This window comes from Paraburkholderia sp. GAS448 (assembly GCF_050435685.1).
In the GTDB taxonomy this organism is placed as follows: Bacteria; Pseudomonadota; Gammaproteobacteria; order Burkholderiales; family Burkholderiaceae; genus Paraburkholderia.
Genome location: NZ_JBNDKT010000005.1, coordinates 85,563 through 101,006 on the forward strand (window position 1 = coordinate 85,563; position 15,444 = coordinate 101,006).

Genomic DNA, 15,444 nt, shown 5'->3' on the forward strand with positions numbered 1-15,444 from the left:
TCGATGGTGAATATGCGCACTACTCAATGAAGCGCATCACTTCGCTCGCAACAATTCCATTCACTGCTCTCAGGCAAGCAGTTCATCAGCAGACTGCTTCGACCACAGCAGCCAGAAGCTCTTGCCCTCTCGATTCATCAAGGCCGCGAGACAGTTGCCCGATGGCACAGCTTATGCTCTCACTCTCATGAACTAGAGCCTGAAGGCTCTGCCTTCTCCACAGATCGATTTAAGAGAGCGCGCATGACATCACAAAACCAGCTGGAAAAATCGCCACTTTCCTACGGCACTGACTATGAGCGATTGGCCGCCAGGTTCAGGCCGATCTTCAAGCGGATCGCGGAAGGCGCGCTTGAACGCGAACGCACTCGTACACTGCCTTACGAACAGATCGTCTGGTTGAAGGAAGCCGGGTTCGGCGCCGTCAGAGTGCCGGTCGAGTACGGTGGAGCCGGCGCGTCGCTGCCGCAACTCGTGCAGCTCCTGATCGAGCTGGCCGAGGCCGACTCGGGTTTGCCGCAAGCGTTGCGTGGCCACTTTGCTTTCGTTGAAGACAGAATTAATGCAGCACCCGGCGAAGCTCGGGAAAAATGGATTCAACGCTTCGTGGCGGGTGAAATCGTTGGCAATGCCTGGACCGAAGTAGGTGCTGTCAAGATCGGCGATGTGATTACGCGCGTGTCACGCCACGACAACCAATGGGTCGTCAACGGAACGAAGTACTACAGCACGGGAAGCATCTTCGCCGACTGGATCGACGTCTATGCGCAGCGCGACGACAACGGCGCCGACGTCATCGCAGCGGTGAGTACGCGCCAGTCGGGCGTCAGACAAAGCGACGATTGGGACGGCTTTGGTCAACGCACCACGGGAAGCGGCACCTCCGTATTCGAAAACGCCGTGGTCGACGAAGAGAACATCATCGACTTCTCCACGCGCTTCAAATATCAGACGGCGTTCTATCAACTCGTGCTGATCGCCGTGATCGCGGGCACTGGTCGCGCGGCATTGCGCGACATCTCGCAGGAAGTGCGCAAACGTACCCGGGTTTACAGCCACGGCAACGCGCCGCGCGTCAGCGAAGATGTCCAGGTGCAGCAGGTGGTGGGGCAAATCGCGGCCCGCGTGTACGCTGCGGAGGCCGCAGCCGTGCGTGCGGCAGAGCCCTCGCAAAGAGCGTACGAAACACGCTTCGGCACCGACCGCGATGCCGAACAGGCCGCAAACGTGGCGGCCGAAATTGAATCAGCAAAAGCGCAAGTGGCTGTGGCGGGCCTGATTCTGCAGGCGACAACCGACCTGTTCAATGCACTCGGCGCTTCCGGCATCAGCGAAAACAAACTATTGGACCGTCACTGGAGAAACGCGCGCACAGCGGCATCGCACAACCCGCTTATCTACAAGGAACGGATCGTCGGCGACTGGGAAATCAACGGCAAAGAGCCGCCCTTCGTCTGGCAGATCGGCAACAGCAGAACGGCTGCGTAGTCCAGTACCGCCACGCCACAGCACGTGGCGCCAGGCGGACCGGTCTTGCGGCCGGTCCGCTTGGACTTCCAACTGCACGCAAAATCACAAACTGCGTCCACCATCACGGGTGTGAGCCTACTTCTGCGCCGAAATCTGCTTCGCGCGGATCAATCGTGCCCGCAATACATTGCGGCTAATGCCCAGCAACCTCGCCGCCTGAATCTGATTGCGGTAGCAGAAGTCGAATGCCACGCGCATCACGGTGTCTTCGATCTGTTCGAACAGGTTGCCTTCCGCGTGATCGAACAGATGACGCAACGCTTCCTCGAGGCCTTCAAGCGGTGTCGTCGGCGCTGGCTCATTGGCCGCTCGTCGCGGCGCATGCATTCCGAACGACGACATCTGCAGATCGCCCTCGCGCAGTGAACCGCTGCGGCACACCAGTAACGCGTAGTGGATGACATTCTCCAGTTCACGAATGTTGCCGGGCCAACTATGTTCCAGCAGCTTGCGCTCCGCGCACGGCTCGATGCCGAAAGGGCCGTAGCCCAGGCGGTTTCGATACTCTTCGATGAAATATCGGGCCAGCGGCAGGATATCGCCGGGCCGCTCACGCAGCGTCGGCACAGCCAGATGCACGACGTTCAGGCGGTAAAACAGGTCCTCGCGGAAATGGCCTGCCGCCACGGCGTCCTGCAGATGCACATTGGTGGCGGCCAGCACGCGCACGTCGATCGGAATGCTCCTGCGTGAGCCGAGTCGCACGATTTCCCGTTCCTGCAGCACGCGCAGCAGCTTGACCTGCATCGACAGCGGCAGATCACCGATTTCATCCAGAAACAGCGTCCCGCCGTTGGCCGCTTCGAACCAGCCGGGTTTCGCGCAGAACGCGCCGGTGAATGCGCCCTTCTCGTGGCCAAACAACTCGCTTTCCACCAGCGACTCGGAGAACGCCCCGCAATTGACCGCCACAAACGGGCCGTCATTGCGGGCGCTGAGGTTATGCACGTGGCGCGCGACCAGTTCTTTACCGGTCCCTGTCTCGCCGATCACGAGCACGTTGGCGTCGCTCGGCGCCACCATGCGAATGCGTTCGAGCAACGCCACCGATCGCGGGTCCGAGAAGATCTGCGCGGTAGCACGAATGGAGGTGGTGAGCGTGCGCTTGTCGGGCATGGTCAGCAAAGGCGGCGTTTCCGTTCGCGCGATGGCTGACCGGTCCGATAACACCTGATTGAGTGAATGGTTCATGAGTAGAAACTCGGCGTCGGATATCGTTGCGTCAAAGTCCATTCGCCGATTTCACGAAGCTTGTAGGCGAGCGGATCATGGAGTGTATGGGTGCGCAAATTTCGCCAATGGCGGTCCAGCCTCAGCGCGCCATGCGTCGCGCGCGCTCCGGCCACGTCGAACATCCGGGTACAGATACTGAACCCGATTTCGGTGGCGGCGACTTTGGCCGTTGCGACCGCCAACGCCACTTCGCCGCGCTCGGCTTCGGTCAGCGCGTCTTCGCGGGCCCAGGCGGCATCGAAACGATCTGCCGCGCGGTCGGTCAAGAGCCGCGCGGCCAAGCATGCGCACCACGTCAAGGGTCTGGCGCCAGTTGGCTCCGAGGCCGCCATGCGGCTGCGGAATGCTCATCGACAGAAGACCGCTGGCGCGCAATGCGTCCCGTTCTGCCTTCGGCGTTCCGCCCTGCGCGTCGCGTTCGGCAGCGCTTGCAGCAAATATGTCCGCCAGCCGCTGCGCGATCTGCATCGGCGTTTCAGTAATCGGGGCTGTCTCCGTGCCCAGTAGCCTGGATGCCGGTGCGTCAGGCATTACGTAGGTCGAGTTCATAGGGACAAAGACACTCACTGCACGCTGTGCGGGCGTGGACCGTCATGTGTCGGCTCACGGATGTTGAACGGCGTCGATCAGAGTTGCTTCCTGAGAGACGTATTCTGACGATCTACCGCAACTTCCGATGCATTTTGTTGTGGTAACCAAAGTCGAATTGCTGATTACGCAGCAGAGTCGTTACGGACGTTGCTTCTTCATCTGCGCCGCAGCCGATTGGCGCCTCTCAGGCAGCAGACTTGTCGGAATACTGAAAGCCAGCACGGGTCTCTCCGATACCCGGCGCTGCTGCTCCAGCAGCAGCGCCGAGGCCATGTTGCTTCACCAGCTTCATACGTCAGCCTGCAATGTTTCCCTGCCACCGCGATATGCGCCGACGAAATAACCTCGAACGGGTATGCCATTTGACTTGGCGGCCGATCGACTCAGGCCGGCGGGTGAGTCGAAAGAACGGCTTGCCCGCGCAAAACTGATGGCACGGTATTCGCTAAATGAGCTGCAGTCTCGATTAATTCGTTTTTGATTGAAAGGATTGTTCGAATGAGCAACAGATTGAAAGTGGTCGCCGTCTCCGGTGGACTGCAGCGGCCGTCACGCACGCTCGCCGTGGTTGAACGCTTGCTCGCCGCGCTCGGCGACGCGGTACCGGTCGACACACATCTCGTCGAGCTCGGGCAGATCGCATCGAGTCTCGCCGGCGCGGTTCATCGCGAGCAGGTCCCTGCTGACGTAGAAGCGCATATTAAGGCGATTGAATCCGCCGACCTGCTGGTGGTGGCGAGCCCGGTCTATCGTGCGTCGTACACGGGGCTCTTCAAGCATCTGTTCGATCTCGTGCATCACGAGGCGCTGTTCGATGTGCCGGTTCTGCTTGCCGCAACAGGCGGCAGCGATCGTCACGCGCTCGTCATCGATCATCAGCTGCGTCCGCTGTTCAGCTTCTTTCAGGCACGCACGCTGCCGATCGGCGTGTATGCGTCCGAGGCGGATTTCAGCGGCTATGCCATTTCGAACCCTGCACTGGAAGAACGCATTGCACTGGCGGTGACACGCGCGTTGCCCTGGCTGCATGCGGGCCGCCTGCCCGCTTCGTTTCCGCAAGCTGCAACACTGGCTGCATAAGCCCTTCACTCAATCATCAGGAACACCATGAGCCAGAACCATTCTCACGGCGACGCCGTCAAGTTCGCCTACTGGGTGCCCAACGTCAGCGGCGGCCTGGTTGTCAGCACGATCGAACAGCGCACCGACTGGAGTCTCGAGTACAACCAGAAGCTTGCACAAACCGCGGAGCAAGCGGGTTTCGAATACGCGCTGAGTCAGATTCGCTTCACCGCCGGGTACGGTGCCGAACATCAGCACGAATCGGTTTCGTTCAGTCAGGCGCTGTTGCACGCAACGACGAAACTCAAAGTCCTGGCCGCGATCCTGCCCGGTCCGTGGCACCCCGCAGTCGTTGCCAAACAACTGGCCACCATCGACCATATTTCGAATGGCCGTGTTGCGATCAACGTGGTGAGCGGCTGGTTCAAAGGCGAGTTCACCGCAATCGGCGAGCCGTGGCTCGAACATGACGAACGCTATCGCCGCTCGAACGAATTCATTCAGGCGCTCAAAGGCATCTGGACGCAGGACAAATTCACCTTCAAGGGCGACTTCTACCGCTTCAACGATTACACGCTGAGCCCCAAGCCGGTGCAGAAGCCCCATCCGGAGATCTTCCAGGGCGGCAGTTCGCGCGCCGCACGCGACAACGCCGCCAGCGTTTCCGACTGGTACTTCACCAACGGCAATACGCCGGAGAACCTGAAAGCGCAGATCGACGACATCCAGGCCAAGGCAGCCAAAAATAACCACAAGGTGCGCATCGGCGTGAACGCCTTCGTGATCGCCCGCGATACCGAAGAAGAGGCCAAGGCCGTGCTCGCCGACATCATCGAGCATGCGCACGTCGAAGCCGTGCATGCCTTCGGCGACGCCGTCAAGCAGGCCGGCAAGGCTTCGCCGGAAGGTGAAGGCAATTGGGCCAGGTCGAGTTTCGAAGACCTCGTGCAATACAACGACGGCTTCCGCACCAATCTCATCGGTACGCCGCAGCAGATCGCCGAGCGTATCGTCGCATTGAAATCGGTGGGGGTGGATCTCGTGCTGACGGGCTTCCTCCATTTCATCGAAGAGGTGGAGTATTTCGGCAAACGGGTCTTGCCGTTGGTGCGCGAGCTCGAACTCAAGCAGCAGGCTAAGGCCGCCTGAGCATGGAAAACGCACAGCCGTCGACGCTGCCGGACTGGCTGCGCCATCAGGCGCAGCGCCGGCCGCATGCTATCGCGTTGCGCCACAAGCGGCTTGGCGCATGGCGCGCGTTGTCGTGGCAAGACGTGGCCACGGCGGTCGAGCAATTGGCCGCCGGTCTCGGGCAACGTGGTTTTACGGCGGGCGATGCCCTGCTGCTCGTCAGTCATCCGCGTGAGGAGGCGCTGCTACTGTCGCTCGCGGCGCAGTGGAACGGCGGCGTGGCCATACCGCTCGACCCGCAGCTAGCCGACGACGCGTTGCGCTCCGTACTCACGCATCTCGCCCCACGCTTTGTGTTCGCCGAAGACGACAGTCAGGTAGATCGTCTGCTGGCTCACGAAGGATTGCGTGTGATCGATGCCAACCCGCGCGATCTGACGTGCCATCCGCATCCCGCCGTGACCGACTATCGTGCACTGCCGGCCCGGGACGAAGGCCGCTTCGCCTCCGCCGCTGGCCCCCACGACGACGCATTCGCCTTCGTGCGTCTCGATGCGGATGGGCAACTCGTCGCCCAGTGTTTCTCCCATGCGACGCTGATACAGGAAGCCCAGCAACTCGTCGACACGGAGAAACTGACTGCAGGCGACGAAGCGTTTGCCGCACGCGCATTCGCCGCGGCCGCCCAGGCGCGCTATCTGATCGCACCCTGGGTTCTGAGCGGGTTCCGCCTGAATTTTCCGGAGTCGCTTGCGACTCGCGACAACGATCGCCGCGAACTTGCACCGACTCTGGTTGCCGGCACGCGCGAGACCTACGCCCGGGTGGCCCAGCTCGTCGACGACCGCTTGCCGGGCGCACCCTCGTGGCGCCGTCGCCTGATCAGCCGGGCGCTGCGCAGGCAGGGCGGCCCGCTGGCGCGGACCTTGACCTGGTGGCTCATCACCGGCCCGTTGCGCGAAGTCATCGGCTTTTCGCGCACCCGTGCTGCACTCGTCATCGGGCCACCGCTCGACGAGACGACTGCCGCGCTATTCGCAGCGTTACGTGTCGACGTGCGCGCCTGGCCCGATACCGGCGAGTGGCGACGCATCGAACACCCGCGTGAAGCACCCGCACGCCAGCGCTACGGGGCGGACGACGCGACGAAACAACCGGCGTATTGATGCATGACCCAACATTCCATGACTTCATCTTTCGACGCTCTACTGTCGCTCGATCATATCTCGCTGTCGTTCAAAGGTGTGAAAGCGATCACCGATATCAGCTTCGCGGTGCACACGGGTGAGATCTGCGCATTGATCGGTCCGAACGGCGCGGGCAAAAGCTCGTTGCTCAACGTCATCAACGGGGTCTATCAGCCGCAGCACGGCAGCGTGCATTTCGACGGCCGCGCCTATCGGCGAATGAATCCTTATCACGCCGCGCACAGCGGAATTGCGCGCACATTTCAGAACATCGCGCTGTTTCGCCGCATGAGCGTGCTGGATAACGTGCTCACCGGCCGCAACCTGCACCGGCGCAGCACGTGGCTCGAACAGACCTTGAATATCGGCCGCGCGCGTAGCGATGAAACGGCGCAACGCCGCTATGCGGAAGTCGTGATCGACGCGCTCGACCTGCAGCGCTATCGGCATAGCACCGTCGGCACGCTGCCTTACGGCGTGCAAAAGCGCGTCGAACTGGCCCGCGCCCTTGCCGCCGAGCCGCGTCTCCTGCTGCTCGACGAGCCGATGGCCGGCATGAACGCCGACGAAAAGCGCGCCATGGCCGGCTACGTGCTCGACGCCAACACGCAATTCGGCGTGACTGTCGTCCTGATCGAGCATGACATTGGCGTGGTCATGGACCTGTCGGATCACGTGGTCGTGCTCGACTACGGCAAGAAGATTGCCGACGGCGCCCCGGCCGACGTGCGCAGCAACCCGGACGTGCTAGCCGCCTATCTCGGCACCCGTCATTGAGAGAGCGAACAACATGGGATTTTTCCTCGAAGTACTCGTCGGCGGCTTGCTGGCGGGCGTGATGTACTCGATGGTCGCGATCGGCTTCGTGCTGATCTATAAGGCGTCCGGCGTATTCAATTTCGCGCAGGGGTCGATGGTGCTGTTCGGCGCGTTGACCTATGTGAGCCTCGTCGAGCGGCATGTGAACCCCGTGCTCGCGTTCGGCGTGACACTCGCGGCACTGGTGCTGATCGCGGTGCTGATCGGCCGCCTTGTGCTGCGCCCGCTGGTGAATCGCCCGCCCATTGTCCTGTTCATGGCGACGCTGGGTCTGAGCTTCATTCTTGAAGGTGCGGCGCAGTTGTTCTGGGGCGCCCAGGTCCACGGCCTGGATCTGGGCATCGACGACAAACCGCTGAACGTGGGCGGCGTCATGATCAGCCAGTTCGACATTTTTGCCGCGGCCACCGCCGGTGTGCTGGTGATCGGCCTGTCGCTGCTGACCAATCGCACACGGCTCGGCTTGTCGCTGCGCGCCGTCGCCGACGACCCGCTCGCCGCACTAGCCATCGGCGTGCGGCTGCCGCGCGTCTGGGCGATCGTGTGGGCGCTGGCCGGCTTCGTCAGCCTCGTGGCGGGACTCCTGTGGGGCGCGCGGCTCGGCGTGCAGTTCTCGTTGTCGCTGGTCGTGCTGAAGGCGCTGCCGGTGCTGATCATCGGCGGGTTTTCTTCGATCGGCGGGGCGATTGTCGGCGGTCTGCTAATCGGCGCATCGGAGAAGCTTGCCGAGGTGTACGTCGGCAGCATGCTCGGCGGCGGTATCGAAAACTGGTTTCCTTACCTGCTCGCGATGCTGTTCCTGCTCGCGCGGCCGGCCGGTCTATTCGGCGAAACCGCCGTCGAACGCGTGTGAGGCCGCCTATGTCATCGTCTCACGCCACCCTGAACGCGCCGCGCAAGTTCAAACCGTACCCGCAGCGCTTGCCGCTGCTGAAGGTCGGGCTCGCGGTGATTCTCGCGCTGATCGCGTTCATCGTCGTTCCGGTATTCGGCAACGACTATTGGCTCAACGCGATTCTGATTCCGTTTCTCGTGCTGTCGCTGGCGGGACTGGGGTTGAACCTTGTGACCGGCTATGCGGGGCTACTCTCGCTCGGCTCCGCCGCATTCATGTCGATCGGCGCTTATGCCACCTACAACCTGGTTGTGCGGGTGCCGGCGTTGCCGCTTGTCGTCGATCTGTTTCTCGGCGGACTGATCACCGCCTTTGCCGGTGCGCTGTTCGGTTTGCCGAGTCTGCGCATCAAGGGCTTCTACCTGATTGTCTCGACCCTGGCCGCGCAATTTTTCGTGGAATGGATCTTTACGCGGGTGAGTTGGTTTTCCAACGACGATACGTCGGGCGTCCTGAGCGCGCCGCGTCTCACGGCGTTCGGCTGGAAAATCGACACACCCGCTGCACGCTACCTCGCCATACTCAGTGTTGCCTCGGTATTGTTCGCCCTGGCAGCCCGCCTCGTGCGCAGCGAACTCGGCCGGCGCTGGATGGCCGTGCGTGACATGGACACGGCCGCACGCGTGATCGGCATTCCGGTCGGCCGCACCAAGCTGCTCGCCTTCGCGCTCAGTTCGTTCGTCATCGGCATTGCGGGCGCGCTATGGGCATTCGCTTATCTTGGCACGGTCGAGCCGCACGGCTTCGATCTCAATCTGTCGTTTCAGGTGCTGTTCATCATCATCATTGGCGGCATGGGCAGTATCGGCGGGAATTTTCTGGGGGCGGCGTTCATCGTCCTGCTACCCATTCTCCTGTCGAACGCGGCCGGTGCGCTCGCTACCGTCGGTATCGAAGCCGGCCAGTTGCAGAACCTGCAGAAGATCCTCTTCGGCACGCTGATCATCGGTTTTCTTATCAAGGAGCCGGACGGACTCGCAAGACTGGTTCAGACCGCGCGGAATCGTCTGCGCGACTGGCCACTGCGTGCGTAATGCCGGCTTCTCTCATCGTTTTCAAACCAATGCTTATCTATTCAAGGTCAGCTCAGCATGAATTTCATCGACTCCTTTAAAAAGCGCGGAACGGTATCGCGCGTCACGGCTGCCGCCAGCCTGATGCTTGCGCTCACCGCTGCATTTGTACCCACCGCACACGCCGCGGGCGAAGAATATTTCCCGCTGCAAAGCTATCGCGTCGGCCCGTATGCGGCGGGCGGCAGCGGTTTTTTTGGCGGCTTCATCGACTATATGAACCTTGTCAACAAGCGCGATGGCGGCGTCAACGGCGTCAAGCTGACGTGGAGCGAATGCGAAACCGAATACGTCGTGGAAAAGGGCGTGGAATGCTATGAACGGCTCAAAAGCGGCCTGAACGGCGCCCCCGCAGCAGCGACCAATCCGCTTTCGGTCGGCATCGCCTATGCGACGCTCGACCGGTCGACCGCCGATAAGATCCCGCTGATCACGATCAATCATGGCCGCACGGATTCCACCGACGGCGCGGTCTTCCCGTATGTCTTTCCGCTGCAACTCAATCCGTATAGCGAAGTCTCCGCGATCGTCAATTACATCGGTCAGCAATCAGGCGGGTTGAATCAGCTCAAGGGCAAGAAAATCGTGGTGCTCTACCACGGCTCTCCTTACGGTCGCGAGACGATTCCCGTGCTGGATGCGCTTGCTAAAAAGTACGGCTTCGAACTCACGCAGATCGAGGTGCCGCATCCGGGTAACGAGCAAGGTTCGCAGTGGCTCACCATTCACCGGATCAATCCGGACTGGGTGATTCTGCGCGGCTGGGGCGTGATGAATCCGGTCGCCTTGAAGTCGGCACAAAAAGTGGGCTTCCCGGCCAATCACATCATCGGCAACATCTGGAGTAATTCGGAAGAGGATGCACGCCCGGCAGGCGACGCCGCGAAGGGATTCATTTCGATCACCACGCATCCTTCGGGTACCGACTTCCCCGTACTTCAGGCGATCAATCAGTATGTGATCAAACCTGGCGACGGCAATCTGAAAGACCCGGCGCGTTTCGGTACGGTGTACTACAACCTGGGCGTCGTCAACGGCATTCTCAATGTTGAAGCGTTGCGCGTGGCGCAGGCCAGATTCGGTAACAAGCCGCTTACCGGTGAGCAGGTACGCTGGGGCTTCGAGCATCTTGATCTCGACGACACACGTCTTAAGCAATTGGGTGCGTACGGGCTGGTTCAGCCATTGAAACTATCGTGCTCGGATCACGAAGGCGGTGGCGCCGTACGCTTCCAGCAGTGGGACGGCCAGCAATGGAAGGTCATTAGCGGATGGGTGCAGGCAGATCGTGCACTGCTGCGTCCGATCATCGAGAAATCAGCGAGCGCGTACGCCAAGGAAAAGGGCATTACGCCGCGCGACTGCAGCAAGGATCTCTGAGCATGAGCGCCGCGCCAATTCTGCAGGTTGACGAGATTGCCGTGACGTACAGTCAGCTCATACCGGCATTGCGTGGCGTTTCACTGACCGTGCCGTCTGGCGCCATCGTCGCCTTGTTGGGCGGCAACGGCGCCGGCAAAACGACCACGCTTAAGACCATCTCGAGCCTGATTCGCGCCGAACGGGGTGAGCTCACGTCGGGTCGCATTGCTTATCGCGGCGACCCGATTACCGACGCGGACCCATGGACGCTCGCCGAGCGTGGGCTCGTCCAGGTATTCGAGGGACGGCGTTGCTTTGCGCATTTGTCGGTCGAAGAGAATCTGCGGCTCGGCGCTTTTGTGCGGCGGCCTCGAAGGGCGGACCTCGAGGCGGACCTCGAGCACATCTATGGGATCTTTCCGCGGCTCAAGGAGCGTCGCAAGACGCTTGCGGGCTATACGTCCGGCGGAGAACAGCAGATGGTTGCGATTGGCCGCGCCTTGATGGCGCGGCCCGCTTTGGTCTTGCTCGACGAGCCTTCGATGGGGCTCGCTCCGCAGGTCGTCGAAGAGATCTTCGAGACGGTGGCGACCCTCAATCGAGACGATGGCGTGAGCTTCTTGCTGGCGGAACAGAACGCGGCGATTGCGTTGCGCTATGCACAATTCGGGTACGTGCTCGAAAGTGGCCGGGTCGTCACGCAAGGCAAGGCGCAAACGCTGTTGGGGCTCGACACCCTGCGAGATGCGTATCTGGGGAGTGGCAATCCCGGCGCTGGGGGAACGCCGGGGAGGTCACGTCGCTTGCGAGCTCAACTTGCGATCTGAAGCGACGGGATGGATTCGCTCTGAGCCACCTGTCGGGGTTCGGCATCACCCGTATGTAATTGGCAGGGAAACGGCGAAATAAGAGATCCCAGCACCCATGATGTTCCACTAAGCGCATCATCGTCCATGGCGGCAACGGCGGCGTTTTGGGGCATGGCGCGGCAGGGTTCCGTCGAGGAAAGGAGACGCGGAGGATCGGGGGTGCCTGACAGCGGCCTGGTGGCCACGCACCGGCCGCGCACCGCTCACAGATCCGCGAGCAGATGAGGTAGTTGCCGTTCGATCGAGGCCAGCTCTTGCTCGCGTCAGTGAAGCGGAACGGCTCGCGCTCCGCCCGCTGGTCGCGCAGCAGGCGTTGCACTTCGTCGTCGGACAGCGCTGCCGCAATTGCAAGGCTGCTGCTCCCCACGCCCAACGGACGCCGGTCGCCGACGCGCAGCGTCAGCGTCTTGATCGGAAACGCGCCTTCCGCGCGCGCATAACAGACCGCGAAGTCGCCGCGGCGGACCACGAAATAGATGGTGTCTTCCAGCTTGTCCGCCAGTGCCTCCAGATGCGGCCGCTGGTACGAACGCTCCCGCTGACAATCGTGTGGCGGCTCCGCACCAGAAACCTGACCTTTGCGCAACGAACATGTCAGTCGGGTCGTCGTTGCGGTCATCCGATCGGTACCGGCGGCGCGTCCGCTAAGGGCTTTCCCGCCGTTCGCACAGCAATGCCCTCGAAAAAACCTTGACTGACCGCCTCAGGGCGTGAAGCCGTCGTTCGAAACGTCGCAGTTGCAACGGCTGCTTCAGAGCCTACTACGGCCATAGAAGCGGTCAAATCTCGAGACGAGTTATTAGCCGTTCGCGGCCACTTGCGCGACCAATGAAGGTTTATCCGTTCAGACGCTCGCGGGAGCGCCGGAGACATCAGTGTCATCGCGAAAGACGGCGCGGTGACATTGAATGGCACGGTCACGGAAGCTGCCCAGATCGGCAAGGCCGAGGCGATCGCCAGGGGTGTTCCCGGAGTGACGTCGGTGACCAAAGCTGACGTTGAAGAAACCGTTTGGCGGCATGTAAACTGCCGTAGTCAAGCACGGAGTACGGCGAGGCCGAAGACAACTGGCCACGCCGACATCTAGCCATCAGTGGCGACGCCCGATTTGGCGGCCTCACGCAGCCACTGCCTCCTTGCGAGATCGGCTGTTCGCATTCGCCCAGGAGCGGATATAGGGCGCCCAAATCAAACGCATTGAAAAAATAGCTCCAGTTACTATTCTTCATGCTGGCATCGTAATTCCACGCGTTCGACCCTGAGCATGCCGCACTTGTGGCGCGAAGCCTCCCTTACGGTCATTCACGACGGAACTTGCGAGATGATCAAGCGGCTGTCGCTTATTTCTGCTTCTGTCGCACTGGGCTGCATCGCTACGGTTGCCCCGGTACTGACCAGCATCTATATCGCCGACGAGGATGCAGAACGTCGCGAGCAAGAAGATCTGCAGCAGTTCGCCGCGAAAGCTGTGATGCGCACGGAGCTTGTCACCTACCAGGCATTCGCCGCTATTGCTGCCATGGAGGCGCTGCGCGGCGGTCTCTGCTCTCCCGTCCAGATCGCGCAGTTTGCCCGCGTGGTTTTCAATTACCGGTACGTGCAGGACGCTGGTGCTTACGGCGGCGGACAATATCTGTGCTCACCGCTTTTAGGCGACGTTCGGGCGCAACATCTGACGATGCCTCCGCCCGATTGGCGGAGCAAGGACGGCTATCTGCTCTGGTACAGGCAGAAGAACCCCCTCAGCGACGAGCGTCAGGATATTCAGATTGGCCGCAATGGAAATTATGTCTCGGTCGACCCGCAGTCCTACGTCGATCTTATCGACCCCGCCCGACGACCGATCGCGGTGGTCAATGTCGAGACAAACACAATCCTTGCGTTGTCACCTGGTGCGGACGCCGACGACATGCTCAACGCATGGAAGCTGGCTGGGCACGTGAACAATGAACAATGGCACTACGCTGTCGCCCGTTCGTCAAGCCGGCCCCTCGGGGTGGTAGTCAAGTCTCCGCGCAGTAGCCTCGTGGGTCACTGGCCTGGTTTGCTCGTGATGTGGCTTTCGATTGGTGTCGTTGTCGGAGGTGTGCTTGGCTGGATTGCGTTCAGGCGAATCTCGCGGCAACTCTCCTTCCCGGCGACGCTCGAATGGGCTATAGCACGCAAGAAACTCGACGTGGTTTTCCAGCCGATCGTCCGCCTCACGAGCGGCGAATGCGTTGGCGTAGAAGCGCTCGTCAGGTGGAATCTGAACGGACGCAACATCTCGCCGGAAATCTTTGTTGCGGTCGCGGAGCAAAACGGCCTTATTCAGCAGTTGACTGACCTCGTACTGGACAAGACGATTGACGAGCTGTTGAAGCTCTTGCGCTCGCGTCCTTCGTTCTACGTCTCAATCAACGTGAGCAGCGAGGATTTGCGGACGCGCCGTTTCCTGAAAGTTCTCACGGCCCGGCTGCAGGAAACGGGTATTCGACCTGCTCAGGTCAGAATCGAAGCAACGGAGCGAAGCTTCATGGATGCCGACGCAACGCGGCAAACAATAGCGGCATTCAGGGATGCTGGCCACCCTGTCTATATCGATGATTTCGGGACCGGGTATTCCAGCCTGTCGTATCTGCAAACCTTTACGATCGATGTCCTGAAAATCGACAAGTCATTTATCGACACCATTGCACAAGACGCAGCATCCAGCGTCGTCGCGCCTCATATCATCGAGATGGCACACGAACTGGGGGTGGAAATCGTGGCGGAAGGCGTCGAGCGCGATGTCCAGGTCGAATATCTGGCGCAAAGAGGCGTCCAGTATGGACAGGGCTGGTTGTTTGCGAAGGCCATGCGTGTCAATGAACTTGTCCTCTGGCTTAACGAAAGCAATCCGACGCTTCAGCCGATCCGTCAGTAACCCGGGTGTGTAGTGAGTCAATGTGACGCCACGCGTGCCGAATGCACATGCAGACCGCAACTGGCCGACGACCCGCCGGATGGCATCGTCCGACGAAGGGCCGCTGTCAGCGGTGAAGCCGACGTTCAAATGTCAGCGCAATGGCGCGGATGAACGGTCGTTGATGGCCGAACCCGGAAGTTCGTCACCGACCAGCGATATGATGCACTTCTCGTAGCGCCGAACTTCCGTAGCAGCCCCTGAACAGCGCTTCGAATCTTGACAATAGCAGCCGTTCTTCGCTTTCAGACCCCCAGGGCAAGATGCGATTACAATCCAGCACCTCGATCCGACAAACGTGATTTGCGCCATGAAATACCTCCTTGCATTGACACTCGCGGCGGTCATCGCGACCGCAAGCACGGCCGCGACAGCCGAAACATCCGGGGGCAGCGATACCCCCAAACAGCAGTGCGCCATGGGGTATGTCACCGGCGTCGGTGGATCGGCACAGAGCGTTCGTGAGTACCTTGCGACCCCCGACAGAGACAAATATCGCTACCTTGCGGACAACCCGATCCAATGCCAGGTCTCCGACGAGGGTCGCGCGTCTGCGTGTACCGGCATCACAAGCCTTCGGCATGAAAAAGTGAGCGTGTACGACGATAGCGACAGCGCGACGATGGCCGTGGTCGCGCGCGTGGAACTCGACCGGGGGACATACGCGGTGATTATCGTTGTGCCAAAGCAGGATATGCAATGCGAGGAGTGAATGCCCTCACGGCGCTAACCGATAACGATTTTGATG

The 15,444-nt window shown here is 60.9% G+C and carries 13 protein-coding genes and 3 pseudogenes; 12 read left to right on the plus strand and 4 right to left on the minus strand.

The annotated features are described in order from the left end of the window. Positions 1 to 243: 243 nt before the first annotated feature. Positions 244 to 1,488: an acyl-CoA dehydrogenase family protein gene (locus P3T23_RS11665; protein ID WP_429316319.1), complete on the plus strand. Its 1,245-nt coding sequence runs from the start codon at positions 244 to 246 to the stop codon at positions 1,486 to 1,488. Positions 1,489 to 1,605: 117 nt separating this feature from the next. On the opposite strand, the gene P3T23_RS11670 is transcribed toward P3T23_RS11665, so the two are convergent. The 4 genes and pseudogenes from P3T23_RS11670 to P3T23_RS11685 all read right to left on the minus strand — a co-directional run bounded on the left by P3T23_RS11670 (position 1,606) and on the right by P3T23_RS11685 (position 3,627). Next, positions 1,606 to 2,721, minus strand: a complete 1,116-nt coding sequence (locus P3T23_RS11670; RefSeq protein ID WP_429316320.1) for a sigma-54 interaction domain-containing protein — start codon at positions 2,719 to 2,721, stop codon at positions 1,606 to 1,608. Beyond that, a pseudogene (locus P3T23_RS11675) lies at positions 2,718 to 3,035 on the minus strand (acyl-CoA dehydrogenase family protein); the annotation flags it as partial. The gene P3T23_RS11670 and the pseudogene P3T23_RS11675, both read right to left, overlap by 4 nt. A gap of 55 nt (positions 3,036 to 3,090) precedes the next feature. Further along, positions 3,091 to 3,312, minus strand: a pseudogene (locus P3T23_RS11680) (acyl-CoA dehydrogenase family protein); the annotation flags it as partial. Between the two features lie 180 nt (positions 3,313 to 3,492). Next, the gene (locus tag P3T23_RS11685; protein ID WP_429316321.1) at positions 3,493 to 3,627 is read right to left on the minus strand and encodes a hypothetical protein; all 135 of its coding nucleotides are present in this window, start codon (positions 3,625 to 3,627) and stop codon (positions 3,493 to 3,495) included. Between the two features lie 225 nt (positions 3,628 to 3,852). Between P3T23_RS11685 and msuE the strand changes: the two genes are divergently transcribed. The 11 genes and pseudogenes from msuE to P3T23_RS11740 all read left to right on the plus strand — a co-directional run bounded on the left by msuE (position 3,853) and on the right by P3T23_RS11740 (position 15,408). Beyond that, positions 3,853 to 4,434 (plus strand): FMN reductase, encoded by a 582-nt coding sequence (msuE, locus tag P3T23_RS11690; RefSeq protein ID WP_429316322.1) that lies wholly within the window; start codon positions 3,853 to 3,855, stop codon positions 4,432 to 4,434. A gap of 27 nt (positions 4,435 to 4,461) precedes the next feature. Continuing rightward, positions 4,462 to 5,565, plus strand: coding sequence for a dimethylsulfone monooxygenase SfnG (gene sfnG, locus P3T23_RS11695; protein ID WP_429316323.1), 1,104 nt, complete (start codon positions 4,462 to 4,464; stop codon positions 5,563 to 5,565). A 2-nt stretch (positions 5,566 to 5,567) separates the two neighbouring features. Then, entirely contained in the window at positions 5,568 to 6,713 is a 1,146-nt protein-coding gene (locus P3T23_RS11700; protein WP_429316324.1) for an AMP-binding protein, read from the plus strand. Positions 6,714 to 6,716: 3 nt separating this feature from the next. Beyond that, positions 6,717 to 7,511, plus strand: coding sequence for an ABC transporter ATP-binding protein (locus P3T23_RS11705; RefSeq protein WP_429316325.1), 795 nt, complete (start codon positions 6,717 to 6,719; stop codon positions 7,509 to 7,511). A gap of 13 nt (positions 7,512 to 7,524) precedes the next feature. Further along, positions 7,525 to 8,406, plus strand: a complete 882-nt coding sequence (locus tag P3T23_RS11710; protein WP_429316326.1) for a branched-chain amino acid ABC transporter permease — start codon at positions 7,525 to 7,527, stop codon at positions 8,404 to 8,406. An 8-nt stretch (positions 8,407 to 8,414) separates the two neighbouring features. Continuing rightward, positions 8,415 to 9,482: a branched-chain amino acid ABC transporter permease gene (locus tag P3T23_RS11715; protein WP_429316327.1), complete on the plus strand. Its 1,068-nt coding sequence runs from the start codon at positions 8,415 to 8,417 to the stop codon at positions 9,480 to 9,482. 57 nt (positions 9,483 to 9,539) lie between these two features. Continuing rightward, on the plus strand, positions 9,540 to 10,901 hold the full coding sequence (locus P3T23_RS11720) for an ABC transporter substrate-binding protein (RefSeq protein WP_429316328.1): 1,362 nt from the start codon (positions 9,540 to 9,542) through the stop codon (positions 10,899 to 10,901). A gap of 2 nt (positions 10,902 to 10,903) precedes the next feature. Continuing rightward, positions 10,904 to 11,710 (plus strand): ABC transporter ATP-binding protein, encoded by an 807-nt coding sequence (locus P3T23_RS11725; protein WP_429316329.1) that lies wholly within the window; start codon positions 10,904 to 10,906, stop codon positions 11,708 to 11,710. 901 nt (positions 11,711 to 12,611) lie between these two features. Then, positions 12,612 to 12,777, plus strand: a pseudogene (locus tag P3T23_RS11730) (BON domain-containing protein); the annotation flags it as partial. A gap of 296 nt (positions 12,778 to 13,073) precedes the next feature. Then, on the plus strand, positions 13,074 to 14,657 hold the full coding sequence (locus tag P3T23_RS11735; protein ID WP_429316330.1) for an EAL domain-containing protein: 1,584 nt from the start codon (positions 13,074 to 13,076) through the stop codon (positions 14,655 to 14,657). A gap of 349 nt (positions 14,658 to 15,006) precedes the next feature. Further along, positions 15,007 to 15,408, plus strand: coding sequence for a hypothetical protein (locus P3T23_RS11740; protein ID WP_429316331.1), 402 nt, complete (start codon positions 15,007 to 15,009; stop codon positions 15,406 to 15,408). Positions 15,409 to 15,444 lie beyond the last annotated feature (36 nt).